The 25,020-nt window shown below is 62.6% G+C and carries 21 protein-coding genes and 1 tRNA gene; 11 read left to right on the forward strand and 11 right to left on the reverse strand.

Annotated elements, in window-relative coordinates; genetic code table 11:
* The first annotated feature begins 61 nt into the window (after positions 1 to 61).
* Entirely contained in the window at positions 62 to 2,317 is a 2,256-nt protein-coding gene (gene yoaA, locus KHO30_RS12125; RefSeq protein ID WP_211701149.1) for a DNA repair helicase YoaA, read from the forward strand.
* Between the two features lie 150 nt (positions 2,318 to 2,467).
* Here yoaA and KHO30_RS12130 read toward each other — a convergent pair whose 3' ends face one another.
* Both KHO30_RS12130 and KHO30_RS12135 read right to left on the reverse strand, forming a co-directional pair.
* Positions 2,468 to 2,728, reverse strand: coding sequence for a hypothetical protein (locus tag KHO30_RS12130; RefSeq protein ID WP_093633513.1), 261 nt, complete (start codon positions 2,726 to 2,728; stop codon positions 2,468 to 2,470).
* A gap of 231 nt (positions 2,729 to 2,959) precedes the next feature.
* The gene (locus KHO30_RS12135) at positions 2,960 to 4,210 is read right to left on the reverse strand and encodes a cupin domain-containing protein (protein WP_211701150.1); all 1,251 of its coding nucleotides are present in this window, start codon (positions 4,208 to 4,210) and stop codon (positions 2,960 to 2,962) included.
* Between the two features lie 32 nt (positions 4,211 to 4,242).
* Between KHO30_RS12135 and KHO30_RS12140 the strand changes: the two genes are divergently transcribed.
* Complete coding sequence (locus KHO30_RS12140) at positions 4,243 to 4,785, forward strand: FKBP-type peptidyl-prolyl cis-trans isomerase (RefSeq protein ID WP_093633511.1); 543 nt, start codon at positions 4,243 to 4,245, stop codon at positions 4,783 to 4,785.
* Here the strand turns inward: KHO30_RS12140 and KHO30_RS12145 are convergent.
* The 4 genes from KHO30_RS12145 to KHO30_RS12160 all read right to left on the reverse strand — a co-directional run bounded on the left by KHO30_RS12145 (position 4,765) and on the right by KHO30_RS12160 (position 11,262).
* Positions 4,765 to 6,120, reverse strand: a complete 1,356-nt coding sequence (locus KHO30_RS12145; protein ID WP_211701151.1) for a hypothetical protein — start codon at positions 6,118 to 6,120, stop codon at positions 4,765 to 4,767. The two genes, KHO30_RS12140 and KHO30_RS12145, sit on opposite strands and share 21 nt — an antisense overlap.
* Positions 6,107 to 8,794, reverse strand: a complete 2,688-nt coding sequence (gene mutS, locus KHO30_RS12150) for a DNA mismatch repair protein MutS (protein WP_211701152.1) — start codon at positions 8,792 to 8,794, stop codon at positions 6,107 to 6,109. The genes KHO30_RS12145 and mutS overlap by 14 nt, the downstream gene beginning before the upstream one ends.
* Before the next feature lie 147 nt (positions 8,795 to 8,941).
* A complete protein-coding gene (gene lplT, locus KHO30_RS12155; protein WP_200617868.1) occupies positions 8,942 to 10,240 on the reverse strand; it encodes a lysophospholipid transporter LplT in 1,299 nt (432 codons plus the stop codon).
* Between the two features lie 218 nt (positions 10,241 to 10,458).
* Positions 10,459 to 11,262 (reverse strand): inositol monophosphatase family protein, encoded by an 804-nt coding sequence (locus KHO30_RS12160; protein ID WP_093633508.1) that lies wholly within the window; start codon positions 11,260 to 11,262, stop codon positions 10,459 to 10,461.
* Between the two features lie 67 nt (positions 11,263 to 11,329).
* Here KHO30_RS12160 and KHO30_RS12165 point away from each other — a divergent pair, with 67 nt between their 5' ends.
* From KHO30_RS12165 to cysE, 3 genes are all read left to right on the forward strand, one after another.
* Complete coding sequence (locus KHO30_RS12165; protein ID WP_167378324.1) at positions 11,330 to 11,482, forward strand: hypothetical protein; 153 nt, start codon at positions 11,330 to 11,332, stop codon at positions 11,480 to 11,482.
* 145 nt (positions 11,483 to 11,627) lie between these two features.
* Positions 11,628 to 12,464, forward strand: a complete 837-nt coding sequence (locus tag KHO30_RS12170) for an RNA methyltransferase (RefSeq protein ID WP_211701153.1) — start codon at positions 11,628 to 11,630, stop codon at positions 12,462 to 12,464.
* 182 nt (positions 12,465 to 12,646) lie between these two features.
* Positions 12,647 to 13,477, forward strand: a complete 831-nt coding sequence (cysE, locus tag KHO30_RS12175; protein ID WP_211701154.1) for a serine O-acetyltransferase — start codon at positions 12,647 to 12,649, stop codon at positions 13,475 to 13,477.
* Between the two features lie 10 nt (positions 13,478 to 13,487).
* Here cysE and KHO30_RS12180 read toward each other — a convergent pair whose 3' ends face one another.
* The 4 genes from KHO30_RS12180 to KHO30_RS12195 form a co-directional block, all read right to left on the reverse strand.
* A complete protein-coding gene (locus tag KHO30_RS12180) occupies positions 13,488 to 14,285 on the reverse strand; it encodes a UDP-2,3-diacylglucosamine diphosphatase (RefSeq protein ID WP_093633506.1) in 798 nt (265 codons plus the stop codon).
* Between the two features lie 47 nt (positions 14,286 to 14,332).
* The gene (locus tag KHO30_RS12185) at positions 14,333 to 14,827 is read right to left on the reverse strand and encodes a peptidylprolyl isomerase (protein WP_211701155.1); all 495 of its coding nucleotides are present in this window, start codon (positions 14,825 to 14,827) and stop codon (positions 14,333 to 14,335) included.
* Between the two features lie 136 nt (positions 14,828 to 14,963).
* Positions 14,964 to 15,545, reverse strand: coding sequence for a peptidylprolyl isomerase (locus tag KHO30_RS12190; protein WP_093633505.1), 582 nt, complete (start codon positions 15,543 to 15,545; stop codon positions 14,964 to 14,966).
* Positions 15,546 to 15,594: 49 nt separating this feature from the next.
* Complete coding sequence (locus KHO30_RS12195) at positions 15,595 to 16,326, reverse strand: tetratricopeptide repeat protein (protein WP_093633504.1); 732 nt, start codon at positions 16,324 to 16,326, stop codon at positions 15,595 to 15,597.
* A 278-nt stretch (positions 16,327 to 16,604) separates the two neighbouring features.
* Between KHO30_RS12195 and cysS the strand changes: the two genes are divergently transcribed.
* The 6 genes from cysS (at position 16,605) to KHO30_RS12225 (ending at position 23,695) form a co-directional block, all read left to right on the forward strand.
* Positions 16,605 to 18,002 carry a cysteine--tRNA ligase gene (gene cysS, locus KHO30_RS12200; protein ID WP_211701156.1) on the forward strand — a complete coding sequence of 466 codons (1,398 nt, stop codon included), beginning with the start codon at positions 16,605 to 16,607 and terminating at the stop codon, positions 18,000 to 18,002.
* Between the two features lie 47 nt (positions 18,003 to 18,049).
* On the forward strand, positions 18,050 to 19,117 hold the full coding sequence (locus tag KHO30_RS12205; protein ID WP_093633502.1) for a DNA-3-methyladenine glycosylase family protein: 1,068 nt from the start codon (positions 18,050 to 18,052) through the stop codon (positions 19,115 to 19,117).
* A gap of 125 nt (positions 19,118 to 19,242) precedes the next feature.
* Positions 19,243 to 20,214 (forward strand): acetyl-CoA carboxylase carboxyltransferase subunit alpha, encoded by a 972-nt coding sequence (locus KHO30_RS12210; protein WP_028199560.1) that lies wholly within the window; start codon positions 19,243 to 19,245, stop codon positions 20,212 to 20,214.
* 48 nt (positions 20,215 to 20,262) lie between these two features.
* Complete coding sequence (tilS, locus tag KHO30_RS12215; protein WP_211701157.1) at positions 20,263 to 21,747, forward strand: tRNA lysidine(34) synthetase TilS; 1,485 nt, start codon at positions 20,263 to 20,265, stop codon at positions 21,745 to 21,747.
* Between the two features lie 375 nt (positions 21,748 to 22,122).
* A complete protein-coding gene (locus KHO30_RS12220) occupies positions 22,123 to 23,373 on the forward strand; it encodes an aspartate kinase (protein WP_054041838.1) in 1,251 nt (416 codons plus the stop codon).
* A gap of 228 nt (positions 23,374 to 23,601) precedes the next feature.
* Positions 23,602 to 23,695, forward strand: a tRNA-Ser gene (locus KHO30_RS12225).
* Positions 23,696 to 23,819: 124 nt separating this feature from the next.
* Here the strand turns inward: KHO30_RS12225 and KHO30_RS12230 are convergent.
* Positions 23,820 to 25,007 carry a porin gene (locus KHO30_RS12230; RefSeq protein WP_093633384.1) on the reverse strand — a complete coding sequence of 396 codons (1,188 nt, stop codon included), beginning with the start codon at positions 25,005 to 25,007 and terminating at the stop codon, positions 23,820 to 23,822.
* Between the last annotated feature and the right edge of the window lie 13 nt (positions 25,008 to 25,020).

The following is a 25,020-nucleotide window of genomic DNA, read 5'->3' on the forward strand; positions in this document are numbered from 1 at the left end:
TCGCGCCCTGGCAGGTGCCGGGTCGCGCCGCGCGCGCCGGACTTTGCAGGAAACGCTTGCCTTGAATTCACCGCTTGAAACTTCACCACACGCCACGGCGGGCGAGGACGCTCCGGCGGCCGGCACGCCCGCGCTGCGTCCTCCCGCGTCTGCGCTCTCCGCGTCGCTGAATCCACGCCGCGTTGCCGAACTGGACGATATCTTCGCCGACAACGGCCTGCTCGCCCGTCAGATCGACGGCTATCGTTCGCGCGCGTCGCAGATCGAGATGTCGCGCGCCGTCGCGGCGGCCATGGAAGCGTCGGGCCGTGCGATGCCTGAGCCCGCGATGTTCGAGGCGCAAAAGCGTCCGGCGCGGCGTCTGCAATCGCCAGGCGCGGAGGCGGCAACTGGGGCTCCTGAAAACGACGAATCGAGCGCTCTCGACGGCAGCGAAAACACGCTGATCGTGGAAGCGGGCACCGGCACCGGCAAGACCTATGCGTATCTCGTGCCGGCCATGTTGTGGGGCGGCAAGGTGATCGTCTCCACCGGCACCAAGCATCTGCAGGATCAGCTCTTTCAGCGCGATATTCCGACCGTGCGCGATGCGCTCGCTGTGCCGGTGTCGGTGGCGATGCTCAAGGGCCGCGCGAACTACCTATGCCATTACTATCTGCAGCGCACAGCGGATAACGGTCGCCTGCCGTCGCGCCAGGAAACCTCGTATCTGCAGGACATCATTCGCTTCGCCAAGATCACGCGCACCGGCGACAAGGCCGAACTCGCGAGCGTGCCGGAAACGGCGGCAGTGTGGTCGATGGTCACGTCCACGCGTGAGAACTGTCTTGGCCAGGAGTGCCCGCATTACAAGGAATGTTTTGTGATGCAGGCGCGCCGCGAGGCGCAGCAGGCCGATATCGTGGTGGTGAATCACCATCTGTTTTTCGCCGACATCATGTTGCGCGATACCGGCATGGCTGAATTGCTGCCGACGGCCAACACCATCATCTTCGACGAAGCGCATCAACTGCCTGAAACCGCGACGCTGTTTTTCGGCGAGACGCTTTCCACCACGCAATTTCTCGAGCTCGCGCGCGATTCCGTGGCGGAGGGCCTGGGTCATGCGCGTGAATCGGTCGACTGGGTCAAGCTCGGCTCGACACTCGAACGCGCGGCGCGTGACGTGCGGCTCGCTTTCAAGGAGGACACGGTGCGCTTGTCGATCGGTCAGTTGCCCGACGATCATCCGCTATTCCCCGCACTCGAAACACTTGAGACCGAGCTCGACGCATTGACGTCCGCGTTGGCGGGTCAGGCCGAGCGAGCCGAATCGATCGGGGCGTGTCTGCGCCGCGCACGCGAACTGCAAGGCGTGCTCGCGGGCTGGACCACACCGCCCACCGAGACCGAACGCGCATCCGCTGACGCCGCCGCGGAGGACGCCAAGGCCGAACGCACCGATCCGAACGAAAAGGTGCGCTGGATCGAAGTGTTCGCGCATACGGTGCAATTGCACGAAACACCGCTGTCGGTTGCGCCGATCTTCGCTAAGCAGCGCGCGGGTGTGCCGCGCGCTTGGATCTTCACCTCGGCGACATTGTCGGTGCGTGGCGACTTCACGCACTACGCGGCGCAGATGGGCCTGAACGCAAAGCGCTCGATGACGCTGCCGAGCCCCTTCGACTATCCGACGCAAGGGCTTCTGTATGTGCCGCGCAATTTGCCGCAGCCTTCGTCGCCAATGTTCACCGACGCCGTGTTCGACGCCGCATTGCCCGCGATCGAAGCATCGGGCGGCGGCGTATTCATGTTGTGCACGACGTTGCGCGCGGTGGACCGCATCTCGGCCAAACTGCGCGACACCATTGAAGCACGCGGCTGGGACTATCCGTTGCTCGTGCAGGGTGACGCGAGTCGCACCGAGTTGCTCGATCGCTTCCGTGCGTATGGCAATGCGATTCTGGTGGGCAGCCAGAGCTTCTGGGAAGGCGTGGACGTGCGGGGCGATGCGCTCTCGCTGGTCGTGATCGACAAGCTGCCGTTTGCGCCGCCTGATGACCCGGTGTTGTCGGCGCGTCTCGATGCGCTAACGAAGAAGGGATTGAGCCCGTTCGCCGTCCACCAGTTGCCGCAGGCTGTGATTACCCTCAAGCAGGGCGCAGGCCGTCTGATTCGCGCTGAGACCGATCGTGGCGTGCTGATGATCTGCGATACCCGTCTCGTCGACAAACCGTATGGGCGCCGTATATGGCAAAGCCTGCCGCCATTTAAACGCACGCGAGAGATCGAAGTCGTGCGTGAATTCTTCGAAGAGAACGCAACGCCGGCTGAATAGCAGGTGATTAAGCGAATGCCGTTGTAAAAAACGGCGCTTAAATGACAAAACGCCACGGATTTGAATCCGTGGCGTTTTGCTTTACTGCCCAGGAAATCGAGGTGATTTCCCGGAGCAGTTTTCGCCCAGAGGCGAACCCTATGCGACAGCTTACTGGCTTGCGCCCGAAGCCGGAGCAGCAGCCGAAGCAGCAGCGCCTGCGTCCGAAGCAGCGGTCGTAGCCGAAGCAGCAGCGTCGCTCGCAGCAGCAGCCGCACCCGATGCAGCAGCAGCCGAATCCGAAGCTGCAGCAGCCGGTGCCGAAGCAGCAGCTGCGTCGCTAGCCGGGGCAGCTGCTTGATCGTTGCTCTTGTTGCATGCAGCCAGTGCCACAGCTGCCAACAGGGATGCTACGAGGAGGGATTTCTTCATGATCACGTCCTTTTATGGTTAAAGGTAAGCAACAGCGCAAAATAATACCGGTAATGTGCTCCAACATCGACCTGGGCCGTTGGTGGAGACGCTCTTTTGACGAGCTAGAATCTTCCCTACGGCTTGGGCGGAAATTATATGCACTTTCGTACTGACAATCCATAAATCCGGGGTCAATACGTTGTCTTTCTCATACAAAATTTCACAGTACGGTATAACAGGCGGGCAGAGTTACGCAAGCTCGCCCACTTGTATCCAGCCCGCACAATACCACTCGTGAAGCAGTGCTGTCACCGACGAATCGTCTGAGAGTGTTACAAAGCGTTTCGCACTCAGACACCGGTGGTCAGCGAGGTCAATCAACCACTTTTTGGCCCCATTAAACGGCGTTTCCTCTCCATTTAGGAAGAAAAAACGGCGGTTGTACAACAAATTAGTCTTGCGGTCCAGTCGAATGCCAGACTTGGATGCCTGACTGATGAAACGTGCTTCATTGAGCGGTCGTTGCGGCGGATCAAACACAACGCTCGGCTTCGGTTCGCTTAGGTACGTGCCAAGGAACGACGCAATGTCCTGCTCACTCCACTTGACGCCAGCAAGGATCGAACCAACCCGTTCGATCAAGGCGGCGGGCAGCGCTGCCGGACGGTCTACTGCGGCTTGCTGCGGGTCGCGATAAAGCGCATCGGGCCGCGCGGCCGAGTCGCCGCGTTCGGCCAGATGATAGAGGAACTGCGCGGTCAATTCGCCCGCGGACGGGGCGCGAAAACCGATCGAGCAGGTCATGCATTCGCCTTCGGCAACACCGTCATGAGCGATATGCGGCGGCAGGTACAGCATGTCGCCCGGCTCGAGCAGCCATTCCTCTTCTGCTTCGAAATGCTGTAAAACTTTCAACGGCAAACCCGGTTGGAGTGTCAGATCTTTCTGAGCACTTATTCGCCACCTGCGTTTGCCTTTTACTTGCAAAAGAAACACATCGTAGGAATCGAAGTGGGGGCCGACGCCGCCGCCATCGCTTGCATACGAAATCATCAGGTCGTCCAGACGCGCGTCCGGCACGAAGCGGAAACGGTCGAGCAAGGCGCGCGCGCGATCGTCGTAAAGATCCACGCCTTGTACGAGCAAGGTCCAGGCGCGCTGCTTGAGCGAGGGCAGTTCATCCGGCGCGAACGGGCCGTGCTCCAACTGCCATTTGTTGCGAAAGTGCGTGATCAGACGTGCTTCGACTTCGTCCTGATCGGCCAGCTCGAAAAACTCCTCGCGCGACAGCGGCGCCTCTACGTTCGGGATCGCCTGGCGGATCAGCAGCGGCTTCTTCTGCCAGTACCGGCGCATGAATTGCGACGGTGTCAGATTGCCGAGCAAGGGTATGGGCGTGTCGGGCGAGGGCGGGAGAATAGGGCGAGCCGGCTTTGAAGCCGGCGAAGAATTCCGTGCCGAAGCTGCATCGGCCGGGTGGTCAGTGGGCCGCTTGGGCATCGTATAATGTGAGTTGTATTCTGGAGAATCGAATGAAAATCGCAAAGAACACCGTCGTGTCGGTCGCTTACAAGCTATCGGATGCGCAGGGCAATCTGATTGAAGAAAGCGACGAGCCGATGGTCTATCTGCACGGCGGCTATGATGGCACGTTCCCCAAGATCGAGGAAGAGCTCGACGGCCACGAGGCCGGCTTCGAGACTCAGATCCAGCTCGAGCCGCAAGACGCGTTCGGCGAGTACGATCCCGATCTCGTGAAGATCGAGCCGCGCGATCGCTTCCCGGAACCGCTCGAAGTCGGCATGCAATTCGAAGGCACGCCGGAAGAAGGCGATGAGGATCTCGATTCGCTCGTCTACGTGGTGACCGACGTGGCGGAAGACAAAGTCGTGCTCGACGGCAACCATCCGCTCGCCGGCATGGCGCTGCGTTTCGCGCTGACCGTCAAGGACGTGCGTCCGGCTACGGAAGACGAAATCCAGCACGAACACGCGCATGGCGCCGACGGCCTCGAAGTCCTCGATGACGATGACGACGAAGCCGAAGACGACAAGTCAGGGCCCACGCTGCACTGAGCTTGCGGGCGTACTGGGCGCGCCTGAGGGCGTACTCGGTGCGTGCGGCAAAACGGTCGAGGCGGGCGGGCCGGACATGGCAGGCCCATACTCGCCGTTGCCGTCGTCCGTCGATCTGTGTTGCTGCGAGTCCGGTTGCTGCTGCCCGGGCGTTTGCAACAACGGCGGCAACTCGGAAGCGGGGCCCAAGGCGGGCACGGCCGGCATCGAAGCGGCCGGCTCTTCGCGCTGCGGCGCCGGTGCTGCTATCGGCATTGGCATTTGCTTCGGCACGTCGCGCACACTCACGCGGAACGGCGGTTTCTTGCCGAGATCCGCTTCAATCTGAATCCACTGGTTAAGACGATCATGCGGCGCAAGCGCGACACGCGTGAGGTTCGTCACCAGCATCCCCTTGTCATTGCGTAGCGGCTGATCGATCACGAAGCCGGCGCTCGCGCGTTCGTCGTCGCAATGAATCACCAGCACCGGTCCGCGAAAAATCTGCGCGAGTTTGACGAGGCTGCGTTTGAATTCCAGAAAGCCGTCGCGTCGCGTGTTTCGCGCAAAGCGTAGCCACGCGAAACGGTCGGGCCGTTCGTAGCGCTCCGGATCGGGGTCGCCCTGAATGAAGACGACAATCGCGCGCGCGTCGCGGCGTTTTGCGTATTCGCCGGCATGTTCGAGCCAGAATGCATTGGCGATCACGCGATCTTCGAACTCACCATTGCGGCCGCCCGCGGTCAGATAGTGATTGTTCGGGCTCGGCGCGTTCAGACCGACAAACACGGTATCGCCGACTTGCCAGCGCACGTTTTCCCGGAACGGACGGAAACGCGACACTTCGCTCTCGCGTGTCAATGCGATCGGGTTCTGACCCATCGAGGTGGAGTCGGTGAAGAGGGTCTGGCGCAGTTGATCGAGCCGCTCGACCGGGTCGAAGCCGCCGGCCTCAGCCGTGCCGCAGTCGGCCCAGTCGTGCTGGCCCGGAATGAAGAAGAGGGCGGGCCGCGATGTTTCGAGCAGCGCGTGGCGCCGTTCGTATAACGCATCGCGGCAGGCTTCTTTCGCGCCCTTCAGATTGCCGTCATAGACGACGAACGATACGTCGCGGTCGCGGCCGATTGCGTCAATCAGACGTTGGGTGGGCGCTTCGTCGGCGGGGCTTTGCATCGTGCTGGCGATGACCGCGAACGCAAAGCGCGGCGCTTCGGCGTGCGCGAGCGGGGCACTCACCACGAGCACCACAAACGACGCTAGAGACGCAAAGCCGCCCGTAAGCGTGAGAGCATTGGTCAGCGCCGCGCAAAGTTTGCGCGGGCGCTGTGAGGGCCTGTGTGCGTCAATGATCTGCATCCGGCGCGGCGGCCAGGTCGTGCAGTTCGTACAGCAGATCGAGCGCTTCGCGTGGCCGCAGATCGTTCGGATCGATTGCACGCAGACGTTCGACGAGCGCCTGCATGGCCGGCGACGCTGCCGTTGCTGTCTGCTTGTCACTGGGGCCGTCGTCGGCGTCTTCAAGCAGCATGGGCATAGGTGCGGCGAACAGATCGAGTTGCGGAGCGGGTTGCGCCGCCGATTGTTGTTCGAGATGCGCAAGATGCTTGCGGGCGGCACGAATCACTGCGTTCGGCACACCGGCCAGTTGCGCGACCTGCAAACCATAGCTCTGATTCGCTGGCCCTTCGCTGACCGCATGCAGGAACACGATGCCGTGCCCATGCTCGACTGCCGAAAGGTGCACATTGGCCGCGTGTGGAAACTCAGCGGGCAACTGCGTCAATTCGAAGTAGTGGGTGGCGAACAGCGTATGACAGCCATTGTGCGAGAGCAGGTGCCGCGCGATGGCCCACGCCAGCGCGAGGCCGTCGAACGTCGACGTGCCGCGCCCGATTTCGTCCATCAGCACGAGACTTTGCGGTGTTGCGTCGTTCAGGATCGCTGCGGCTTCGGTCATCTCCACCATAAAGGTCGAGCGGCCGCCGGCCAGATCGTCCGCGGCGCCGATCCGCGTGAAGATGCGATCGATCGGACCGAATGCCGCGCGCCGTGCGGGCACATAGCTGCCGACGTAGGCCAGCAACGCGATCAGCGCGGTCTGCCGCATGAAGGTCGATTTACCGCCCATGTTCGGGCCGGTGATCAGCAGCAGCTTGCGCTCGGGTGTGAGCGTGCAGTCGTTAGCGATAAATTGCTCGACCTGTGCCTCGACAACCGGATGCCGGCCCTGCTCGATTTCGATACCGGTATCCGGCGAAAACGTCGGCGCGACCCAATCGAGTGCGCGAGCGCGTTCGGCGAAGGCCGCGAGCAGATCGAGTTCGGCGAGTGCCGCCGCGACCCGCTGGCAGTCCGGGATAAAAGGCAGCAGCGCTTGCAGCAACGCGTCATAAAGCGAGCGTTCGCGGGCCAGCGCGCGCTCCTGCGCGGACAATGCCTTGTCTTCGAACGTCTTCAGCTCAGGCGTGATGTAACGCTCGGCGTTTTTCAGCGTCTGACGGCGGCGGTAGTCGTCCGGCACCTTGTCAGTCTGGCCGCGCGTGACTTCGATATAGAAGCCGTGCACCTTGTTGTACTCGACGCGCAGATTACCGATGCCGGTGCGCGCCCGTTCGCGCGTTTCGAGGTCGATCAGGAACTGCCCGCAGTTCTCCGAAATATCTCGCAACTCATCGAGTTCCGCATCGTAACCACGCGCGATCACGCCGCCGTCGCGCACCATCGCGGCGGGCTCCTGCGCGACCGCGCGCTTGAGCAGTTCGACGCAGGCTTGCGGCGGTTCCAGCGATGCATCGATACGCGCCAGCGAATCCGCATTGGACGAAACGGCCGCGAGTTGCGTGCGCAACTCGGGCAAGGCGATGAACGTATCGCGCAGGCTCGACAGATCGCGCGGCCGCGCCGACAGCAGCGCGAGACGCCCGGTGATCCGCTCGATGTCGGAGATTTGCCGCAATGCGCCGCGTAGCGTGTCGACGCCCGCACCGAGCGGTGCGTCGAGCAATGCGCCGATGGCCTGCTGACGTGCTTGCGCCACGGCAGCTTCACGCGGCGGATGATGCAGCCAGTGACGCAACAGACGGCTGCCCATCGTCGTGCAGCAGGTGTCGAGCAGTGAACACAGCGTGGGCGATTCGGTGCCGCGCAGTGTTTCGGTGAGTTCTAGATTGCGGCGTGTGGCGGGGTCGAGCCCGATATATTCCGACTCGTACTCGACCTTCAGGCTGCGCACGTGACGCAATTGCTGGCCTTGCGTGGCCGCCGCATACAGCAGCAGCGCGCCGGCCGCGCCGCATGCGGCTGTCAGCGAGTGCGCGCCAAAGCCGTCGAGGCCGGCCACTTCCAACTGGTCGCACAGACGCTGCGTGCCCGAGGCGATATCGAAGTGCCACACCGGCACGCGGGTAAGGGCGCCGGCGTTGACCGGCGGCGTCCAGCTCGCGGAGTCGGCGGGCGCATCGGCCACCAGAATTTCCGCAGGACGAATCCGCTCGAGCGCGGCGGCCACCTGGTCGGGCGCCACTTCGGCGAGGCGCAACGCGCCGCTCGCCAGATTCAGCCACGCGAGCCCGACGCTCGTGGCGACGCCGCGCCGATTATGCGCGACGCACAGCGCCATCAGGTAGACGTCGTTCTTGTCGGACAGGAGCGCTGCGTCCGTCAGCGTGCCGGGCGTGACCACGCGCATCACTTTGCGCTCGACGGGCCCTTTCGACGTAGCCGGGTCGCCGATCTGTTCGCAAATCGCGACGGATTCGCCGAGCTTCACCAGCTTGGCCAGATATTGTTCGACGGCGTGATGCGGCACGCCCGCCATCTTGATCGGATTGCCCGCCGAGGCGCCGCGCTGCGTAAGTGTTAAATCGAGCAGACGCGCGGCCTTTTCCGCGTCTTCGAAAAAGAGCTCGTAGAAGTCGCCCATCCGGTAGAACACCAGCGTGCCCGGATGATCCGCCTTGATGCGCAGATATTGCTGCATCATCGGCGTGTGTTGTGCGACGTCATTGGCCGCTGCGGTTTGAATGCCCATCCGTGGTGTCTTTTTGCGTTAGCTGTTCAGGGCGTGAGTTTAACCCGCCAGCGCGGTGAGCGGACCCTGGCCGGATGGCCAGGCGCTACGCAACTTACCTGTCGTAAGACAGATTCTCGCGCCAGCCGGGCGATTCTCGCCGTGCCATCATTCTTCAACGAGCGCCCGCATATCCACCGTGCGCTCATTCACGGCGCTGCGCCGCTTGGCGAGCCACATCATGAACGTGATGAAGCTGCCGAATACGACAATGATCCATTGCGCCGGCATCTTCGCGGTGAGCAGTATCGCGTAGGCCCCGAGCATCAGCAGCACGGCCAGATTCTGGTTGAAATTCTGCACCGCGATCGAATGCCCCGCGGAGAGCAAGGTCGCGCCACGATGCTGGAGGATCGCGTTCATCGGCACGATAAAAAAGCCGGACAGCGCGCCGAGCAGGATCATCAACGGATAGGCGAGCAGGATGTAGATCGGCAACACGTACGAGCCGATACGGATGCCGGCGCCCGCCGGAAACAGGTCCTTGTTGTAGAAAGCCACGGCGATCGCAACCGCGCCGGTGAGGATGCCGACCGGCAGCACGCGCAGCGAACTACGCAATGGGATCAGCGCGGCGGCGGCAGACGCACCGACGGCGATGCCGAGCCCCGTCACGCCTTGCATCACGGCCGCCTTCGAAAGCGACAAGCCAAGATTCACGTTCGCCCATTTGAGCACGAGCAATTGCAGCGTGACCGCGCCACCCCACATCAGCGTCGTGACCCACAGCGCGATCTGTGCGAGCTTGTCGGCCCACAGCACGTTGAAGCAATGATAGAAATCGCCGACCAGTTTCTTCGGCTCGTTCAAACGATTCGGATAACGCGCGCCGGTATCGGGAATGAAGATGTTGATCGCCGCCGCGATGGCATACGTAACCATCACCGCGAACATCGCCAGATCGGCGGAAGAGCGGATCAGCGGCAGATGCGCATGCGCGACGAACCGGTCGGCGAGCGTGCTGATCAATGCGCCGCCGACCATCGTGCCGACAATGGTCGACAGGACGGTGGCCGATTCGAGCCACGCGTTCGCCTTGACGAGTTTTTCCGCGGGCAGGAGCTCGGTGAGAATGCCGTATTTGGCCGGCGAATACGCGGCCGCGCCAAAACCGACCACGCCATACGCAATCATCGGATGGACGCCGGCAATCATCATCAGGCAACCGCTCGCCTTGAGCGCGTTGGAGATGAACATGACGTGGCGCTTTTGCAGCGCGTCGGCGAAGGCGCCGACGAAGGGGGCGAGCAACACGTAGGAGACAGTGAAGAAAATCTGCAGCAGCGGCGTGACCCAGGCGGCCGAACGGATCACCGATAGCAGGGCGATGGCGGCGATCAGCAGGGCATTGTCCGCGAGCGACGAAATGAACTGCGCCGCGATGATTGTGTAGAAGCCTTTTTTCATGAAGCGGATCGGAAGCTGCGCGGAAACCTGACGCGAAGCAGGGCGCTGCAAGAAGCGCGCAAAACGCAGCCAGCGATCGAGCTTGCCGGCGCGGCATTCCGCTTTGTAGCACGAACGCCCGCCGGATGCTGGCGGCCCAACGAAAAAGCGGCCGAAGCCGCTTTATGTATTACCGATGCCGGCGCCAAGCCGGCCAGTCCAGAACTAAGACCTGAACCTTAAGCCGCTTGCTGACGCGTGCGGCTGTAGCGCGACAGGATCGGGATCATCTGCGCGTAGACCTTCGGATTGCCCGCGACGATTTCGCCGACGTGCAGGAAGTCCGAGTCGCCTGTGTAATTGCCGACCAGACCGCCGGCTTCCGTGATCAGCAGGCTGCCCGCGGCGACGTCCCACGGATTCAGGCCTTGCTCGAAGAAGCCGTCCATACGGCCCGCGGCAACATTCGCCAGATCGAGCGCAGCAGCGCCCGGACGGCGCAGGCCGGCGCAGGCTTCGGTCATTTCAGCGAACTGGCGGCCGTACGCTTCGAGGCCGTCCTTTTCGCGGAACGGGAAGCCGGTGCCGATCAGGCCGTCAGCCAGGCGGTCGCGCTTGGCGACGCGGATACGGCGGTCGTTCAGGAACGCACCGCGGCCGCGCGAGGCGGTGAACAGGTCGTTGCGGGTCGGATCGTAGACCACGGCCTGCGTCACGATACCCTTGTGGGCGAGCGCGATCGACACGCAGTAGTACGGGAAGCCGTGGATGAAATTGGTGGTGCCGTCGAGCGGATCGATGATCCACTGATATTCGGACTCGTTGTCCGACTTGCCGGATTCTTCGGCGAGGATGGCGTGATCGGGGTAGGCTGTCTTGAGCGTGTCGATGATCGCCGCTTCAGACGCTTTGTCGACCTCCGTGACGAAATCGTTGTGCTGTTTCTTGCTGACCTGGAGCAGATCGAGGTCGAGCGACGCGCGGTTGATGATCTGGGCTGCGCGGCGCGCGGCCTTCACAGCGATATTGAGCATGGGATGCATGAGACTGGATCCTTGTGCCGGGGCAGCACGGCTGCTTACCGGTAAATGAGCGCGGGATGGGCGCTAATTGAGCGCCATCAAAGGGCGCGGAAACAGCACGGAACGCACGTCCGGCAAAGGACCGGGTGCGCATTCCGCCGACGGAGACGAATTGGATAAGAACGAGGCGCCGGAGCTTTCACAGGAGAAAACCGGGCGCGAATATTGGTATTTTACCTGAGTCCGGGCTACCGCGGCAGCGCTTGCTGCCCGGTATAGCGTGCCACGGTCCAACGGCGCGGTTCTGGCGCGGCGCACGCGCGCATTTCAGAGCCGATGCGGCGTTGGCGCTACCATACGCGTTCTTTACTTTGCCGAGTTTCATCGTGGACCACCCCCACCATTCTTCCGATCCCGCCGTGGCGGACCTGCGCGGCGGTTTTACGTCGACGCGCTTCGTGCTCGTCGAGCCCAGCCATCCCGGCAACGTCGGCGCCGCAGCGCGCGCGCTGAAAACCATGGGGTTTTCGCGCCTCGTGCTGGTGTCGCCACGTGTGCCGCACGTGCAAAGCGATCCGGAAGCCATCGCGATGGCGAGCGGCGCCGATGACGTGCTGGCGTCCGCGCACGTCGTCCCGACGCTTGCCGATGCGCTGAATGGCGTGCATTGGTCGATTGCGCTGACCGCGCGGCTGCGTGAATACGGGCCGCCGCAATGGACGCCGCGTGCCGCGGCAGGCGCCGCGCGTGAGCAGGCTCTACATGGCGAGATCGCGCTGGTGTTCGGCAACGAGCGCACGGGGCTGTCGAACGAAGACGTCGAGCGTTGCAGCGCGCTCGCGCATATTCCGGCCAATCCCGCCTACAGTTCGCTTAATCTTGCGCAGGCCGTGCAGGTGTTGGCGTATGAATTGCGCACGGCGTATCTGTCCTCGGACGAGGTAACGGCGGCAGCATCCGAGGTGGCGCAGACGGCGGCCGGGCAGGGCGAGCCGGTCGGCGCGCGAGCGGCGAGCGACGAAATCGAAAGCATGTACGCGCATCTGGAGAGTGCGCTGGTCGCCCTCGAGTTTCTCGATCCGGCCAATCCGAAGAAATTGATGTCCCGCTTGCGGCGCCTGTTCGCACGTTCCGGCCTGGAGCGCGAGGAAGTGAATATCGTGCGCGGCATCGCCAAACATATTCTGCTGAAGACCAGACCGCCCGGCGGCGACGCGTCTTAAGGGCTGCCCGCCCATCAATCTACGACCTTGCCGGCAGCGTGGGCTTCCGGCAGGTTTCGCGCAATCGCCCTACAATCGCTCGAAACGTTCTAAGCAAAGCTGCCGATCTGCTATACGGCAAGCATCCGCCGTGCGTGGTGTTTCACGCAGGCGGTCTTTTCCCCTACAACCTAGTCCCTGCCATGTTCACGAGACTCCGCGAAGACATCGCCACGATCCGCGAGCGCGATCCCGCCGCCCGCAGCGCCTGGGAAGTCCTCACGTGTTATCCGGGTCTGCACGCGCTGGTGCTGCACCGGCTCGCGCACGCCTGCTGGCAGGCTAAACGCCGCTGGCTCGCGCGATTCGTCTCGCAGATGGCGCGTTTCATGACCGGCATCGAAATCCATCCGGGCGCCACGCTGGGCCGTCGTGTGTTCATCGATCACGGCATGGGCGTCGTGATTGGCGAGACGGCGCAAGTCGGTGACGACTGCACGATCTACCAGGGCGTAACCCTTGGCGGCACGTCGCTCACGCGGGGGGCGAAGCGGCATCCCACGCTTGAACGCGGCGTAATCGTGGGCGCGGGGGCGAAGGTCCTCGGCGGCTTTACGATCGGCGCGGACGCGAAGATCGGTTCGAATGCGGTGGTCACGAAGCCGGTGCCGGCACGCGGTACGGCAGTGGGGAATCCCGCGCGGATCATCGTCCCGGCAGCGGCTGCCGTGGCAGCCACGGCGAGCGCATCGGCAAATGGCGCGTCGCGTGAGTTGAAAACCACGTCAGAAAAGAGCGGATTCTGCGCCTACGGCATCACGCCGAACGCGGATGATCCGGTATCGCTGGCGATTCACGGTCTGATCGATCACGCTGCCACGCAATCGAAGCGTATCGACGAAATCGTCGACGCGCTGGAGCGGCTCGGCACCAGTCTGGAAGGTTTGCAAGGCGCCGATGCGGCGCTGCTCGATCTGCGGCGCCTGTCGGCTGCGATTGCGGGAAAGGTGGAAGGGGCAGTGGCGGAGCGCTAGTCTAGCTAGGTCAATTCAGCGGCAACGCCCGAATTCCTTCCGCATCGATTCGCAGATAACCGCCACGGCGCTCGCCGTGGTCGAGATCCCAATCCGGCAATACCCAGCGCGTGCCGCCTGGCTCGCGATGCAGCGCCGGTCGATGCGTGTGCCCATGAATGATCGTGGCCGTTTTCGACACCTTGAATAACGCAGCGACGGCCTTCGGCGTCACGTCATACTTCGGCGAAACCGGACGCGAGCGGCCTTGCTCGCTCTTTGAGCGCATGTTTTCTGCAAGCGCTTGACGCCAGCGAAACGGCCACGCGAGAAACAGCATCTGCGCGACACGGTTGCGCGCAAAGCGCCGGAAAAATTGATAGCCGCGATCCGCGGTGCAGAGGCCGTCACCATGCGCGAGCACGATGCGCGTGCCGAATGCGGTGATCACAAACGGGTCGGGCAGCCAGATCGCGCCGGCCGCTTTCATGAAGCGCTTGCCGAGCAGAAAATCGCGATTGCCGTGCATGATGTAGAGCGCGATACCGCGTTCCGACAACGTATGCAGCAACGCCGCCATGCGCGCGACGAACGGCTCGACGAGCATGTCGTCGCCGATCCAGTACTCGAACAGATCGCCGAGAATGAAAACCGAATCCGCCTGCTCGGCCGTGACGCGCACGAAGTGTTCGAACGCGGCGACCGTATGCGGAATCGCCTCGCTCAGATGAATATCGGAGAGGAAAAAAAACGGGCGTGCGGCGTGCGGGCGTTTGCCCTCGCCAGGCACGCCCGCGGCGACGCTTCGCAGCGGCGTTTCTTGCAGCATTGAAGGTGCCTGATATCAGTTCAAACAGGTTAGCCCTGATCGGACGCTTAGTCGACGATCACTGTTTTTTCGATCACGACGTCGTCGGCCGGCACGTCCTGATGGAAGCCCTTCGAACCCGTCTTGACCTTCTTGATCTTCTCGACGATGTCCATGCCGTCGACCACCTTGCCGAACACCGCATAGCCCCAGCCCTGCGGCGTCGGCGACGAGTGGTTCAGGAAGTCGTTGTCGTTCACGTTGATGAAGAATTGCGCGGTTGCCGAGTGCGGGTCGTTCGTGCGAGCCATCGCGATCGAGCCGTTGACATTCTTCAGGCCGTTGTTCGCTTCGTTGGTGATCGGCTCAGCCGTCGGCTTCTGCTTCATGCCGGGTTCGAAACCGCCGCCCTGGATCATGAAGCCGTCGATCACGCGGTGGAACACCGTGTTGTCGTAGTGGCCGGCCTTCACGTAGTTGAGGAAGTTCTCAACCGACTTCGGCGCCTTTTCAGCGTCCAGTTCGAGTTTGATGACGCCGTGGTTTGTATGCAGTTCAACCATGATGGAATCCTTTGATGAACGGGGTGGGTAAAAGGCGCGGCCGTTCGTCACGAAGTGAGATGACGACGGGCCGCGCCGGGGGGCGTAGATTGAGTTGCTTTCCTGTGCAGCGTGCCGGGTGCTGCTTCCTGTTCTATTACTTGCTGACCACCGTGGCCGATTCGATCACGATCGGTTTTTGCGGCACGTCGCTCATCGGGCCGCGTGTGGTGGTGGCCGTGCCTTCGATCTTCTTCACGACGTCCATGCCGCTCGTGACCTTGCCGAACACCGCGTAGCCGTTGCCGTCCGGATTCGGATAGTCGAGGCCTGCGTTATCCACCGTGTTGATGAAGAACTGCGCCGTGGCCGAATTCGGATCGCTGGTGCGCGCCATGGCGAGCGTGCCGGCTGCGTTCTTCAGACCGTTGCGGCTTTCGAGCGGAATCGGCGCGCGCGTGGGCTTCTCAGCGAAGCTCTGCGTGTAACCGCCGCCCTGAATCATGAAGCCGCGAATCACGCGATGGAAAATCGTGCCGCTGTACTGGCCGGACTTCACATAGTCGAGGAAGTTGGCGACCGTTTTCGGCGCCTTCTCAGGATACAACTCGACGCGGATGTCGCCTTCCGTGGTCTTGAAGAGGACGGACGGATGCGCGGCCTGCGAACCGGACTGGGCAAAGGCGGGGGCGTTTGCGATCAGGGCGGCGCTGCCGAGCGCCAACATCAACCATTTCATGAAGATCCTCAGGGTTGGAAAAAACGTGTTGCCGAAAACGGTGACCGTGTTACTGCGACGGCGCCATGTAGGGCGGCATGGCGAGCGAGCCATTTGCGCCGCCGTACTGGAAGCTCGGCGTTTGTGTCATGTCCGCGGAGGAGCGCGCGGCGCTGGCCTCGGCAGGCGCCGCGGCTTTTTTCGCCGGCCCGGTGCTCTTGGGGGGCGAAACGATCTTCTGGATGTCGGCGATGCGCTGCGTGGTGGTGGCGCTCGCTTTACCGAGGCCTTGCGCGCGACGGTAAGCCGAGTCGGCCATGCGCAGATACAGGTCGCCGAGATTCTCGTACGCGAGACCGTAGGCCGGATTCACCTTGGTCGCGGTTTCGAGCGCGGCGCGTGCCTCCGTATAACGGCCGTGCTTTGCATAGAGCGCGGCCAGGTTGTTATACGGTTCGGGCAGTTCCGGATACAGCTGCGTGAGTTCGGTGAACGCGGTGATGGCTTCGTCGTCGCGATTCAGGTGGGCTAGCACCGTGGCGCGCTTGAACTTGGCTTGTGCGTCGTGCGGATTCGAGGCGATGCGCGCGTCGAGCTGGGTGAGCGAGGCTTCCCAGTTCTTCTGCGCAATCGACGCGTCGATTTCCGGCGTGTTGTCACGCACGGCGGGGCCCTGCGGCATGGTCGCGGCGCCTTTCTGCGCGTACGCGGGAGCACCCGGCAAGACCGTGAGGGCGACGGCGCAGAATGCCGTCGCGGCGAGGGTCGCAGCGCTGCGCGCGCGGCCGCTGGAAGGTTTCATAGGCTCGGGTCTGGATGTTATACTCCGACCCATTCTAACAAAAGGTCTGCGCGTTCCGTCGAACCGCAAACTGTCTTTTCGCCACTCGTGGTCGTCTCCGCCTTGAACGCAGCCTGACCGCCGCACCAGATGCACCGGTTTGCTGCTGTGCGTGTTTTAGTGCAAAGGTAGTGCAAAGCGGCAGTACAGAACGCACCCGCCGTCTTTTCGCGGGGCGCCTCATGCACGAAACAGCACGAACACATTGCGGATTTCTTTCGGCCCACGCACCGTTCTCTATGGAATCACTGCGCATCTACAACACGCTCGCGCGTGACAAGCAAACTTTCGTGCCGCTGCAAGATGGCGTCGTGCGGATGTACGTCTGCGGGATGACCGTGTACGACTATTGTCACGTCGGTCATGCGCGGGTGATGGTCGTGTTCGACATCGTGCAGCGGTGGTTGCGCACGCTCGGTTACGACGTCACCTACGTGCGCAACATCACGGATATCGACGACAAGATCATCCGGCGCGCAGTGGAGAACGGCGAAACGATCAAATCGTTGACCGACCGCTTCATCAAGGCCCTGCATGAAGATGCGGACGCGCTCGGCATCGAGCGGCCCGATCTGGAACCGCGCGCCACCGATTTCATCCCGCAGATGCTCGGCATGATCGAGAAGCTCGAGGCGAACGGTTACGCCTATCAGGCGGCCGACGGCGACGTGAACTACGCGGTGCGCAAGTTCGTGGGCTACGGCAAGCTGTCGGGCAAGTCGCTCGAAGATCTCCGTGCCGGCGAACGCGTCGCCGCGAACGACGCGAAGCAGGACCCGCTCGACTTCGTGCTGTGGAAGCAGGCGAAGCCCGACGAACCGGCCGACACCGGCTGGGAGTCGAAGTACGGGCGCGGCCGCCCCGGCTGGCATATCGAATGCTCGGCAATGGGCTGCACGTTGCTCGGCGAGCATTTCGACATTCACGGCGGCGGTCAGGACCTGCAGTTTCCGCACCACGAGAACGAGATTGCGCAGAGCGAAGCTGCGACCGGACAAACCTTCGTCAATTACTGGATGCACAACGGCTACGTACAGATCGACAATGAGAAGATGTCGAAGTCGTTGAACAATTTCTTTACGATCCGCGAAGTATTGGCGCAGTACGATGCCGAGGTCGTACGTTTTTTCATCGCGCGCGCGCACTACCGCTCGCCGTTGAATTACAGCGACGTGCATATCGACGACGCCCGCAGTGCGCTGACGCGTTTGTACACCGCGCTGAAAGACGTCACGCCGGATGGCGCGGAGCTCGACTGGAACGAAGCGCATGCGCAGCGTTTCCAGGCAGCAATGAACGACGACTTCAACACGCCGGTTGCAGTGTCGGTGTTGTTCGAGTTGGCAACAGAAGTGAACCGCACGCGCGACCCCGCGCTGGCCCGTCAATTGCGCTCGCTGGGCGCTGTGATCGGCTTGTTCGGCCGGGAGCCGCGTGCATACCTGCAGCAGGCTGCGGGCGCTGCCGCAGAAGGCGCGCTCGACGCGACCGCGATCGAAGCGAAGATCGCCGCGCGCGTGGCCGCCAAGCAGGCGAAAGACTATGCAGCAGCAGACCGGATCCGGGCCGAATTGCTCGAGGCCGGCGTTGCACTTGAAGACAAACCCGGCGGGTTGACCGAGTGGCGGCGCGTGTGAGCGCACCTCGTACTTCCCTCTGATCGACTCGCCAGGCAGGAGGCAGGATGGCAACGGCCACGAAGACGCCGGCTAAACGAGCCACGTCTCAAACAAACGCTGCAACCGCGGTAAAGTCGACACGAACGTCGGCTCGTGCGGGCGGCAGCGCGGTAAAGAATGCGTCATCGAAAGCCGCCGGGGCGGCGCCGAAGGCTGGCGTGCGTGCAGCGGCAACGACCGGAGCGGCGAAGAAGGCCACCGTCAAGCGCGCGCTGAACGGTTCGTCGGCGCACGCGCCTGTTTCGACACGCGCCAAAACGCCGCGTGCAAAAAGCAATGGCGCGTTGCCTGCCGAACTCGCCGGCGACGTGCAGGAACTCGCGCGCGTTACGCAAGACGGACACGAAGGCGAAGTCGTTCGCAAGACACGTGCGTCGTCGAGTGCGGGCGGCGAAGCAGCCGATGTTGCTGAACTCGCGGTGCCGGTGCAGATCGGCGGGCTCACGCCTGAAGTCACCCGTCCGGCGTATTGGGACAAGGCGTGCGCGGACCTCGTCAAGCGCGACCGTATCCTGAAGAAACTGATTCCGAAGTTCGGCCCGGTGCATCTGCTAAGCCGTGGCGATCCGTTCGTCACGCTCGCGCGTTCGGTGGTGGGGCAGCAGATCTCGGTCGCTTCCGCGCAGGCGGTCTGGGCGAAAGTCGAGGCAGCGTGCCCGAAGCTCGTGCCGCAGCAGTTCATCAAGCTTGGTCAGGACAAGCTGACCGCGTGCGGCTTGTCCAAACGCAAGGCCGAATACGTGCTCGACCTCGCGCAGCACTTCGTGTCGGGCGCCTTGCACGTCGGCAAGTGGACCTCGATGGACGACGAAGCGGTGATCGCCGAACTCACGCAGATCCGCGGCATTGGCCGCTGGACCGCGGAAATGTTCCTGATCTTCAATTTGTCGCGCCCGGACGTCCTGCCGCTCGACGATCTCGGCCTGATCCGCGCGATCAGCGTCAATTACTTCAGCGGCGAACCGGTTACGCGCAGTGAAGCGCGTGAGGTCGCGGCAAACTGGGAGCCGTGGCGCACTGTCGCCACCTGGTATATGTGGCGTAGTCTCGATCCGTTGCCGGTCGACTACTGAAGAATAAGAAGCGATGCTGTTTCAAAAAACTATCGATTGTTAAAAATCGATAGTTGCGAGATGGTTTTGACATCGGCGAGCGCGGTTAGAATACGCGCTGCCGGTAAGTCCAAGGATTACAACCAATGAAGACCACCTTTCTGGATTTCGAACAGCCGATCGCTGAACTCGAAGCGAAGATCGAAGAATTGCGCTTCGTGCAGGACGATTCGGCCGTCGATATTTCGGAAGAGATCGAGCGGCTGTCCAAGAAGAGCCAACAGCTCACCAAAGATCTGTACGCGAACCTCACCCCGTGGCAGGTTTCGCAAATTGCCCGTCATCCCCAACGCCCGTACACGTTCGATTACGTGAACGAGCTGTTCACCGATTTCCACGAGCTGCACGGCGACCGCAACTACGCGGACGACCTGTCGATCGTCGGCGGCCTCGCGCGGTTCAACGGCCAGGCTTGCATGGTGATCGGCCATCAGAAGGGGCGTGACACGAAGGAGCGCGCGCTGCGCAACTTCGGCATGCCGCGTCCGGAAGGCTACCGCAAGGCCGAACGCCTGATGCGTCTCGCCGAGAAGTTCGGCTTGCCGATTTTCACGTTCATCGACACGCCGGGCGCGTACCCGGGTATCGGCGCGGAAGAGCGCGGCCAGTCGGAAGCGATCGGCCGCAATCTGTACGTGATGGCTGAACTCAAGACGCCGCTGATCGCCACGATCATCGGTGAAGGCGGCTCGGGCGGCGCGCTCGCGATCGCCGTTGGCGACAGCGTGCTGATGCTGCAGTTCTCGACCTACTCGGTGATTTCGCCGGAAGGGTGCGCGTCGATCCTATGGAAGAGCGCCGCGAAAGCGCCGGAAGCTGCGGAAGCGCTCGGCCTGACCGCGCATCGTCTCAAGGCGCTTGGTCTGATCGACAAGATCGTCAACGAGCCGCTCGGCGGCGCGCATCGCGATCCGAAGGGCATGGCCGCCATGCTGCGCCGTGCACTCGCCGACTCGCTGCGCCAGTTCCAGGGCATGAGCATCAACGACCTGCGTCAACGCCGTTTCGAACGGTTGATGGCGTACGGCAAGTTCAAGGAAACGACGCCGGGTGCTTAAGCCCGCGCGCGTTTTCTTTCGTCCTTCAGCGCGTAACGCGCTAGCGACGTGACTCCCACCGAAGATTCGCACGCCGACCGCCTCGTTCTCGAGGCGGTCGGCGTTGCGCTGTCCGCCTTGCCTGCGAATGCGCGCATTGCGGTGGCGTTCAGCGGCGGCGTCGATTCGAGTGTGTTGCTCGATGCTGTGGTGCGTGTCGCGGGGGCGTCGCGTTGTGTTGCGCTGCATGTGCATCACGGCCTCAGTGCGCATGCCGACGAGTGGCTCGCGCATTGCGACGCTTTTGCGCGGGAACGCGGCGTTGAATTCGCGGCACAGCGTGTCGACGTGCCGCGTGACGCGGGCGTGAGTGTCGAGGCCGCGGCGCGCGATGCGCGTTACCGCGCACTGGACGCCATGTGCGCAACACGCGGCGTTCGCACGCTATGGCTCGCGCAACATGCGGACGATCAGGCGGAGACGGTGCTGTTGCAACTGCTGCGCGGCGCGGGTCTCGCGGGACTTGCGGCGATGGCGCCGGAGTACTTGCCGGCAGGCGCTTCCGCGGTGCGCGTGAGGCCCTTGCTGCATCTGTTGCGTGCGCAACTCGAGCAGTATGCGAGTGCCCGGAGTCTACGCTGGATCGACGACGAATCGAACGCGGATACACGTTACGCGCGCAACGCGTTGCGTCACGAGGTGACACCGGCGCTGGCCGTTCACTTCCCTGGTTTTCGCGACGCACTCGCGCGCACGGCGGCGCATGCGGCATCGGCACAGCGTCTGCTCGACGATCTCGCGCGCATCGATCTGAACGAAGCCGTGCGCGATGACGGCCGTGCGCTATCCCATGACGCGCTGCTCGCCCTCGACGACGATCGCGCGCTCAACCTGCTGCGCTACTGGATGCGCACGCTGGGTCTCGTTGCGGCATCGACTGCACGTCTCACCGATGCTTTGCGGCAGTTGCGCGAAGTTGGGCAAGCAGGCGAGGGCCATAGTCTGCGCATCGATCATGCGGGGCAGGCGTTGCGTAGTTATCGCGGGTTGATCTACTGGGAAGCGGGTGATAGCAGCGAACCCGCCGACGAAACCGCGCTCGCTGAGCGCGCAGTGAGCGAACTCGCGTGGCAGGGCGAAACGATCTGGCGGTTGCCGCAATGGCGGGGCACTATTGTGTTTGTCGCCGTTGCTTCTAATGTCGATTCAGCTGCCGATGGCGATACCTCCCGCAGCGTCAATGCAGCGCCAGCCGATCACGATACGCTTCCCGTCAGCGTGCTACGCCGGGCATTGCTAAGCGCGCGTTCGCGCAGCGGCGGCGAACGGATGCGCATGAGTGCCGCACCGGGCAGCCCGAGCCGCACGCTGAAAAACCTGTTCCAGGAGCGCGGCATTCCGGCATGGAAGCGCGACGTGCCGCTCCTTTACGTCGGCGGCGATTTGCTGTTCGTGCCCTTGCTCGGCCTGAACCGCGCGGCGTTGCCCGAACCGGCCGATGCCGCCGGCCAACGCGTCCGGATCATCTGGCGCGACGATCTGCTGATCGCCTGACCGGCCGGTCGGGCACACGGCTTACCCATCCGGTGAATCCTTGAAAAAGGGCGCAAAACCGCACCGGATAAGCCTTTTCAGCCGCGAATAAGGGCCATTCGACGGCCATTTCGGCTTGTCTTTTTGCGCTCGATCGGGTAATTTAGCTTGTTTGCCCGACCCGATTTCGCCGTCGCTTTTGCGGTTTCCGTGCGTGATCCGTCGTTTCCGGTAAGTCACTAGCGATCATTCCCGGGCAAATCCGCGCGTGTTACACGCGCGCTGCATCTACGCCGCCACACACTTTGCCGTCGTTCACAAGACGTTGCGCTCCTGTGCTTTTGTGCGGTCGTCTCCAGCGCGCCAGCGCGTTTTCTCCTCCAGTTCAGAACGACAATGGCACTCATCGTACATAAATACGGCGGCACCTCGATGGGCTCGGTCGAGCGCATCAAGAACGTCGCCAAGCGCGTCGCGAAATGGCACAAGGCCGGCCACAAGATGGTCGTCGTGCCGTCGGCAATGTCCGGCGAAACCAACCGCCTGCTCGGTCTCGCGAAAGAAATCACGAGCCAGCCGAGCCCGCGCGAACTCGACATGATTGCCGCCACCGGCGAGCAGGTCAGCTCGGGGCTGCTGGCCATCGCGCTGCAGGAAGCCGGCGTCGACGCGGTCAGCTATGCCGGCTGGCAAGTGCCGGTCAAAACGGATAGCGCATTCACGAAAGCGCGCATCAGCGAAATCGACGGCGAGCGCGTGCTGCGCGATCTCGAAGCGGGCAAAGTAGTGGTGATCACCGGCTTCCAGGGTATCGACCCTGACGGCCACATCACCACGCTCGGCCGCGGTGGTTCGGATACGTCGGCTGTTGCAGTCGCTGCCGCATTGAAGGCCGACGAGTGCCTGATTTACACGGACGTCGATGGCGTCTACACGACCGACCCGCGCGTGGTGGATGGTGCACGCCGCCTCGATCGCGTGACGTTCGAAGAAATGCTGGAAATGGCAAGCCTGGGTTCCAAGGTGCTGCAGATCCGCTCGGTGGAATTCGCCGGCAAATATCAGGTGAAGACGCGCGTGCTGTCGAGCCTGACCGATCCGCTGATCCCGCTTGACACTGAAATGAAGTCGGGCACCCTGATTACTTTTGAAGAAGACGAGACCATGGAAAAAGCAGTCATCTCAGGCATCGCGTTTCAGCGCGACGAAGCTCGTATCGCCGTGATGGGTGTACCCGACAAGCCGGGCATCGCATATCAGATTCTCGGCCCGGTGGCGGACGCGAATATCGACGTCGACATGATCATCCAGAACCAGAGCGTCGAAGGCAAAACGGCTTTCACGTTCACGGTCGGCCGCGGCGATTATCAGCGCGCCATGGACATCCTCACCGGCCAGGTGAAGGGTCATGTTCAGGCCGAGCAGGTGCTGGGCGATCCGAAGGTGTCGAAGGTCTCGGTGGTCGGCGTCGGCATGCGTTCGCATGTGGGTATCGCGAGCACGATGTTCCGCACGCTGTCGGAAGAGGGCATCAACATCCAGATGATATCGACCTCCGAAATCAAGATTTCGGTGCTGATCGACGAGAAGTACATGGAGCTCGCCGTGCGCGCGCTGCATAAGGCTTTCGAACTGGATCAGGCGTAATTTGCTGCATGGGGTGGGGCGCCGAGTTGGACGAACAGCGCGCCTCGTCTTCGCCTCGTCTTTTTTGCATGGCCGTATGCGCGGCCCATGTGACGCAGGTAATGTCATTAGTTGCGTCTGCGATGACAAAACTGGCACAAAAAATGTGTGGTAGACATTGACCTTCGCGGTTCGGCCCGCTATTATCTTGGCTTCGTTGCGCTGACTCCCTGCGCAACCGAAAGTTTGGGAGACGTGGCCGAGAGGTCGAAGGCACTCCCCTGCTAAGGGAGCATCTGGGCCAAAACCTGGATCGAGGGTTCGAATCCCTCCGTCTCCGCCAGCAATGGCGGCAAACCCCGCAGAGTCTAGGCTCTGCGGGGTTTTGTTTTTCCAGACTCGCAATTGGCCTTTTCCGCTCCGGAATTCCTGCCATTCTGGAGCGGGCATTCAATCTCCCATCTGCATCAAAACGCGTGCCGCAACCCCACCATGCCGACGAATTGCGACGGCCCCGACGACGGCGTCGTATTCTGCGAGTCGCCGACCACAGCCACTGCGTCAGTAATGCTCGTGCCCGTGCTGCCCGACGCGACCAGGGTCTTGCCGCGCGCATGCTGATACGCCTCCAGTGCGTATAGCGTTGTGCGAGCGGAGAGGTTGTACGTCTGCTCGAGCGAGACCTGCTGATAGCGCGCGGCATCGCTGATGCCATTCGCTTTGCTCGCCTGCGTGTAGCTGTAGCCGGCGCCGACCGTCACGGCCGGCGTGATCCGGTACGTGGAAATCACGCCGTAGGTATTGAATACGCCTTCGCCGGTGAAGAACGAACTGTTGCCCGGCGCGTATTGCACGTTCGAATAGTTCACACCGACCATCAGGTCCTGGTGGGTGTAGCGCGCCGCCGCGGCGAACAGCTGCGCGCTGCGTGCCGTCGCGTAGCCGCTGTTCACCGGCGAGTTGACCGCGTAGCTGCCGAGTGCCTGGCTCGTCGCGATGTCTTTCAGTTTCAGGTAGCCCACCGCGATCGCAAACGGCTGGTAGTCGTAGCGAACAGCAGCGCTGAACTGGCTGCCGTTGGCGACGCTCCCCGGCACACCGCCCAGGCCGTACTGCGCGCTGAATTGCAGACCGGCGAGGTTCGGCGAAAGATAGGTAACCGAATTGTTGAGGCGCAGTGTGGTGTCGAGCGCGTCGAGGTCGCCCGGATGCGCGCCGGTTGCGCCCGTCAATACGCCCGTCGGCCCGAGTGCGCCGACCATCTGGAAGTAGGGCGTGTACTGGCGGCCGAGTGTCACCGTTCCGTACCTGTCGTTGTTGAGCCCGACATACGCTTGCCGATTGAAAATGAAGCCCGCGCTGCTTTGCGCGCCGGTCAGTGAGTTAAAGCCGCTTTCCAGCCTGAAAATCACCTTCGTGCCGCCGCCGATGTCTTCTGCACCGAGCAGGCCGAACTTGCTCGCCTGCAGGTTGCCCTGGCTCATGTAGAAGTTGGAGTGTCCCTTCTGGTTGCTGACATAGGTGAACGCGTTGTCGACGACGCCGTACAGCGTCACGCTGCTTTGCGCCGATGCGCCGCTTGACAGCACGACGCCCGCAAACGGCAGGCACGAGAGGACGAGTGCGCGTGTACGCGCGCGCTTCAATGAGTTCATGAGCGGGTCTCCG

The organism is Paraburkholderia aspalathi (assembly GCF_905220735.1).
In the GTDB taxonomy this organism is placed as follows: Bacteria; Pseudomonadota; Gammaproteobacteria; order Burkholderiales; family Burkholderiaceae; genus Paraburkholderia; species Paraburkholderia aspalathi.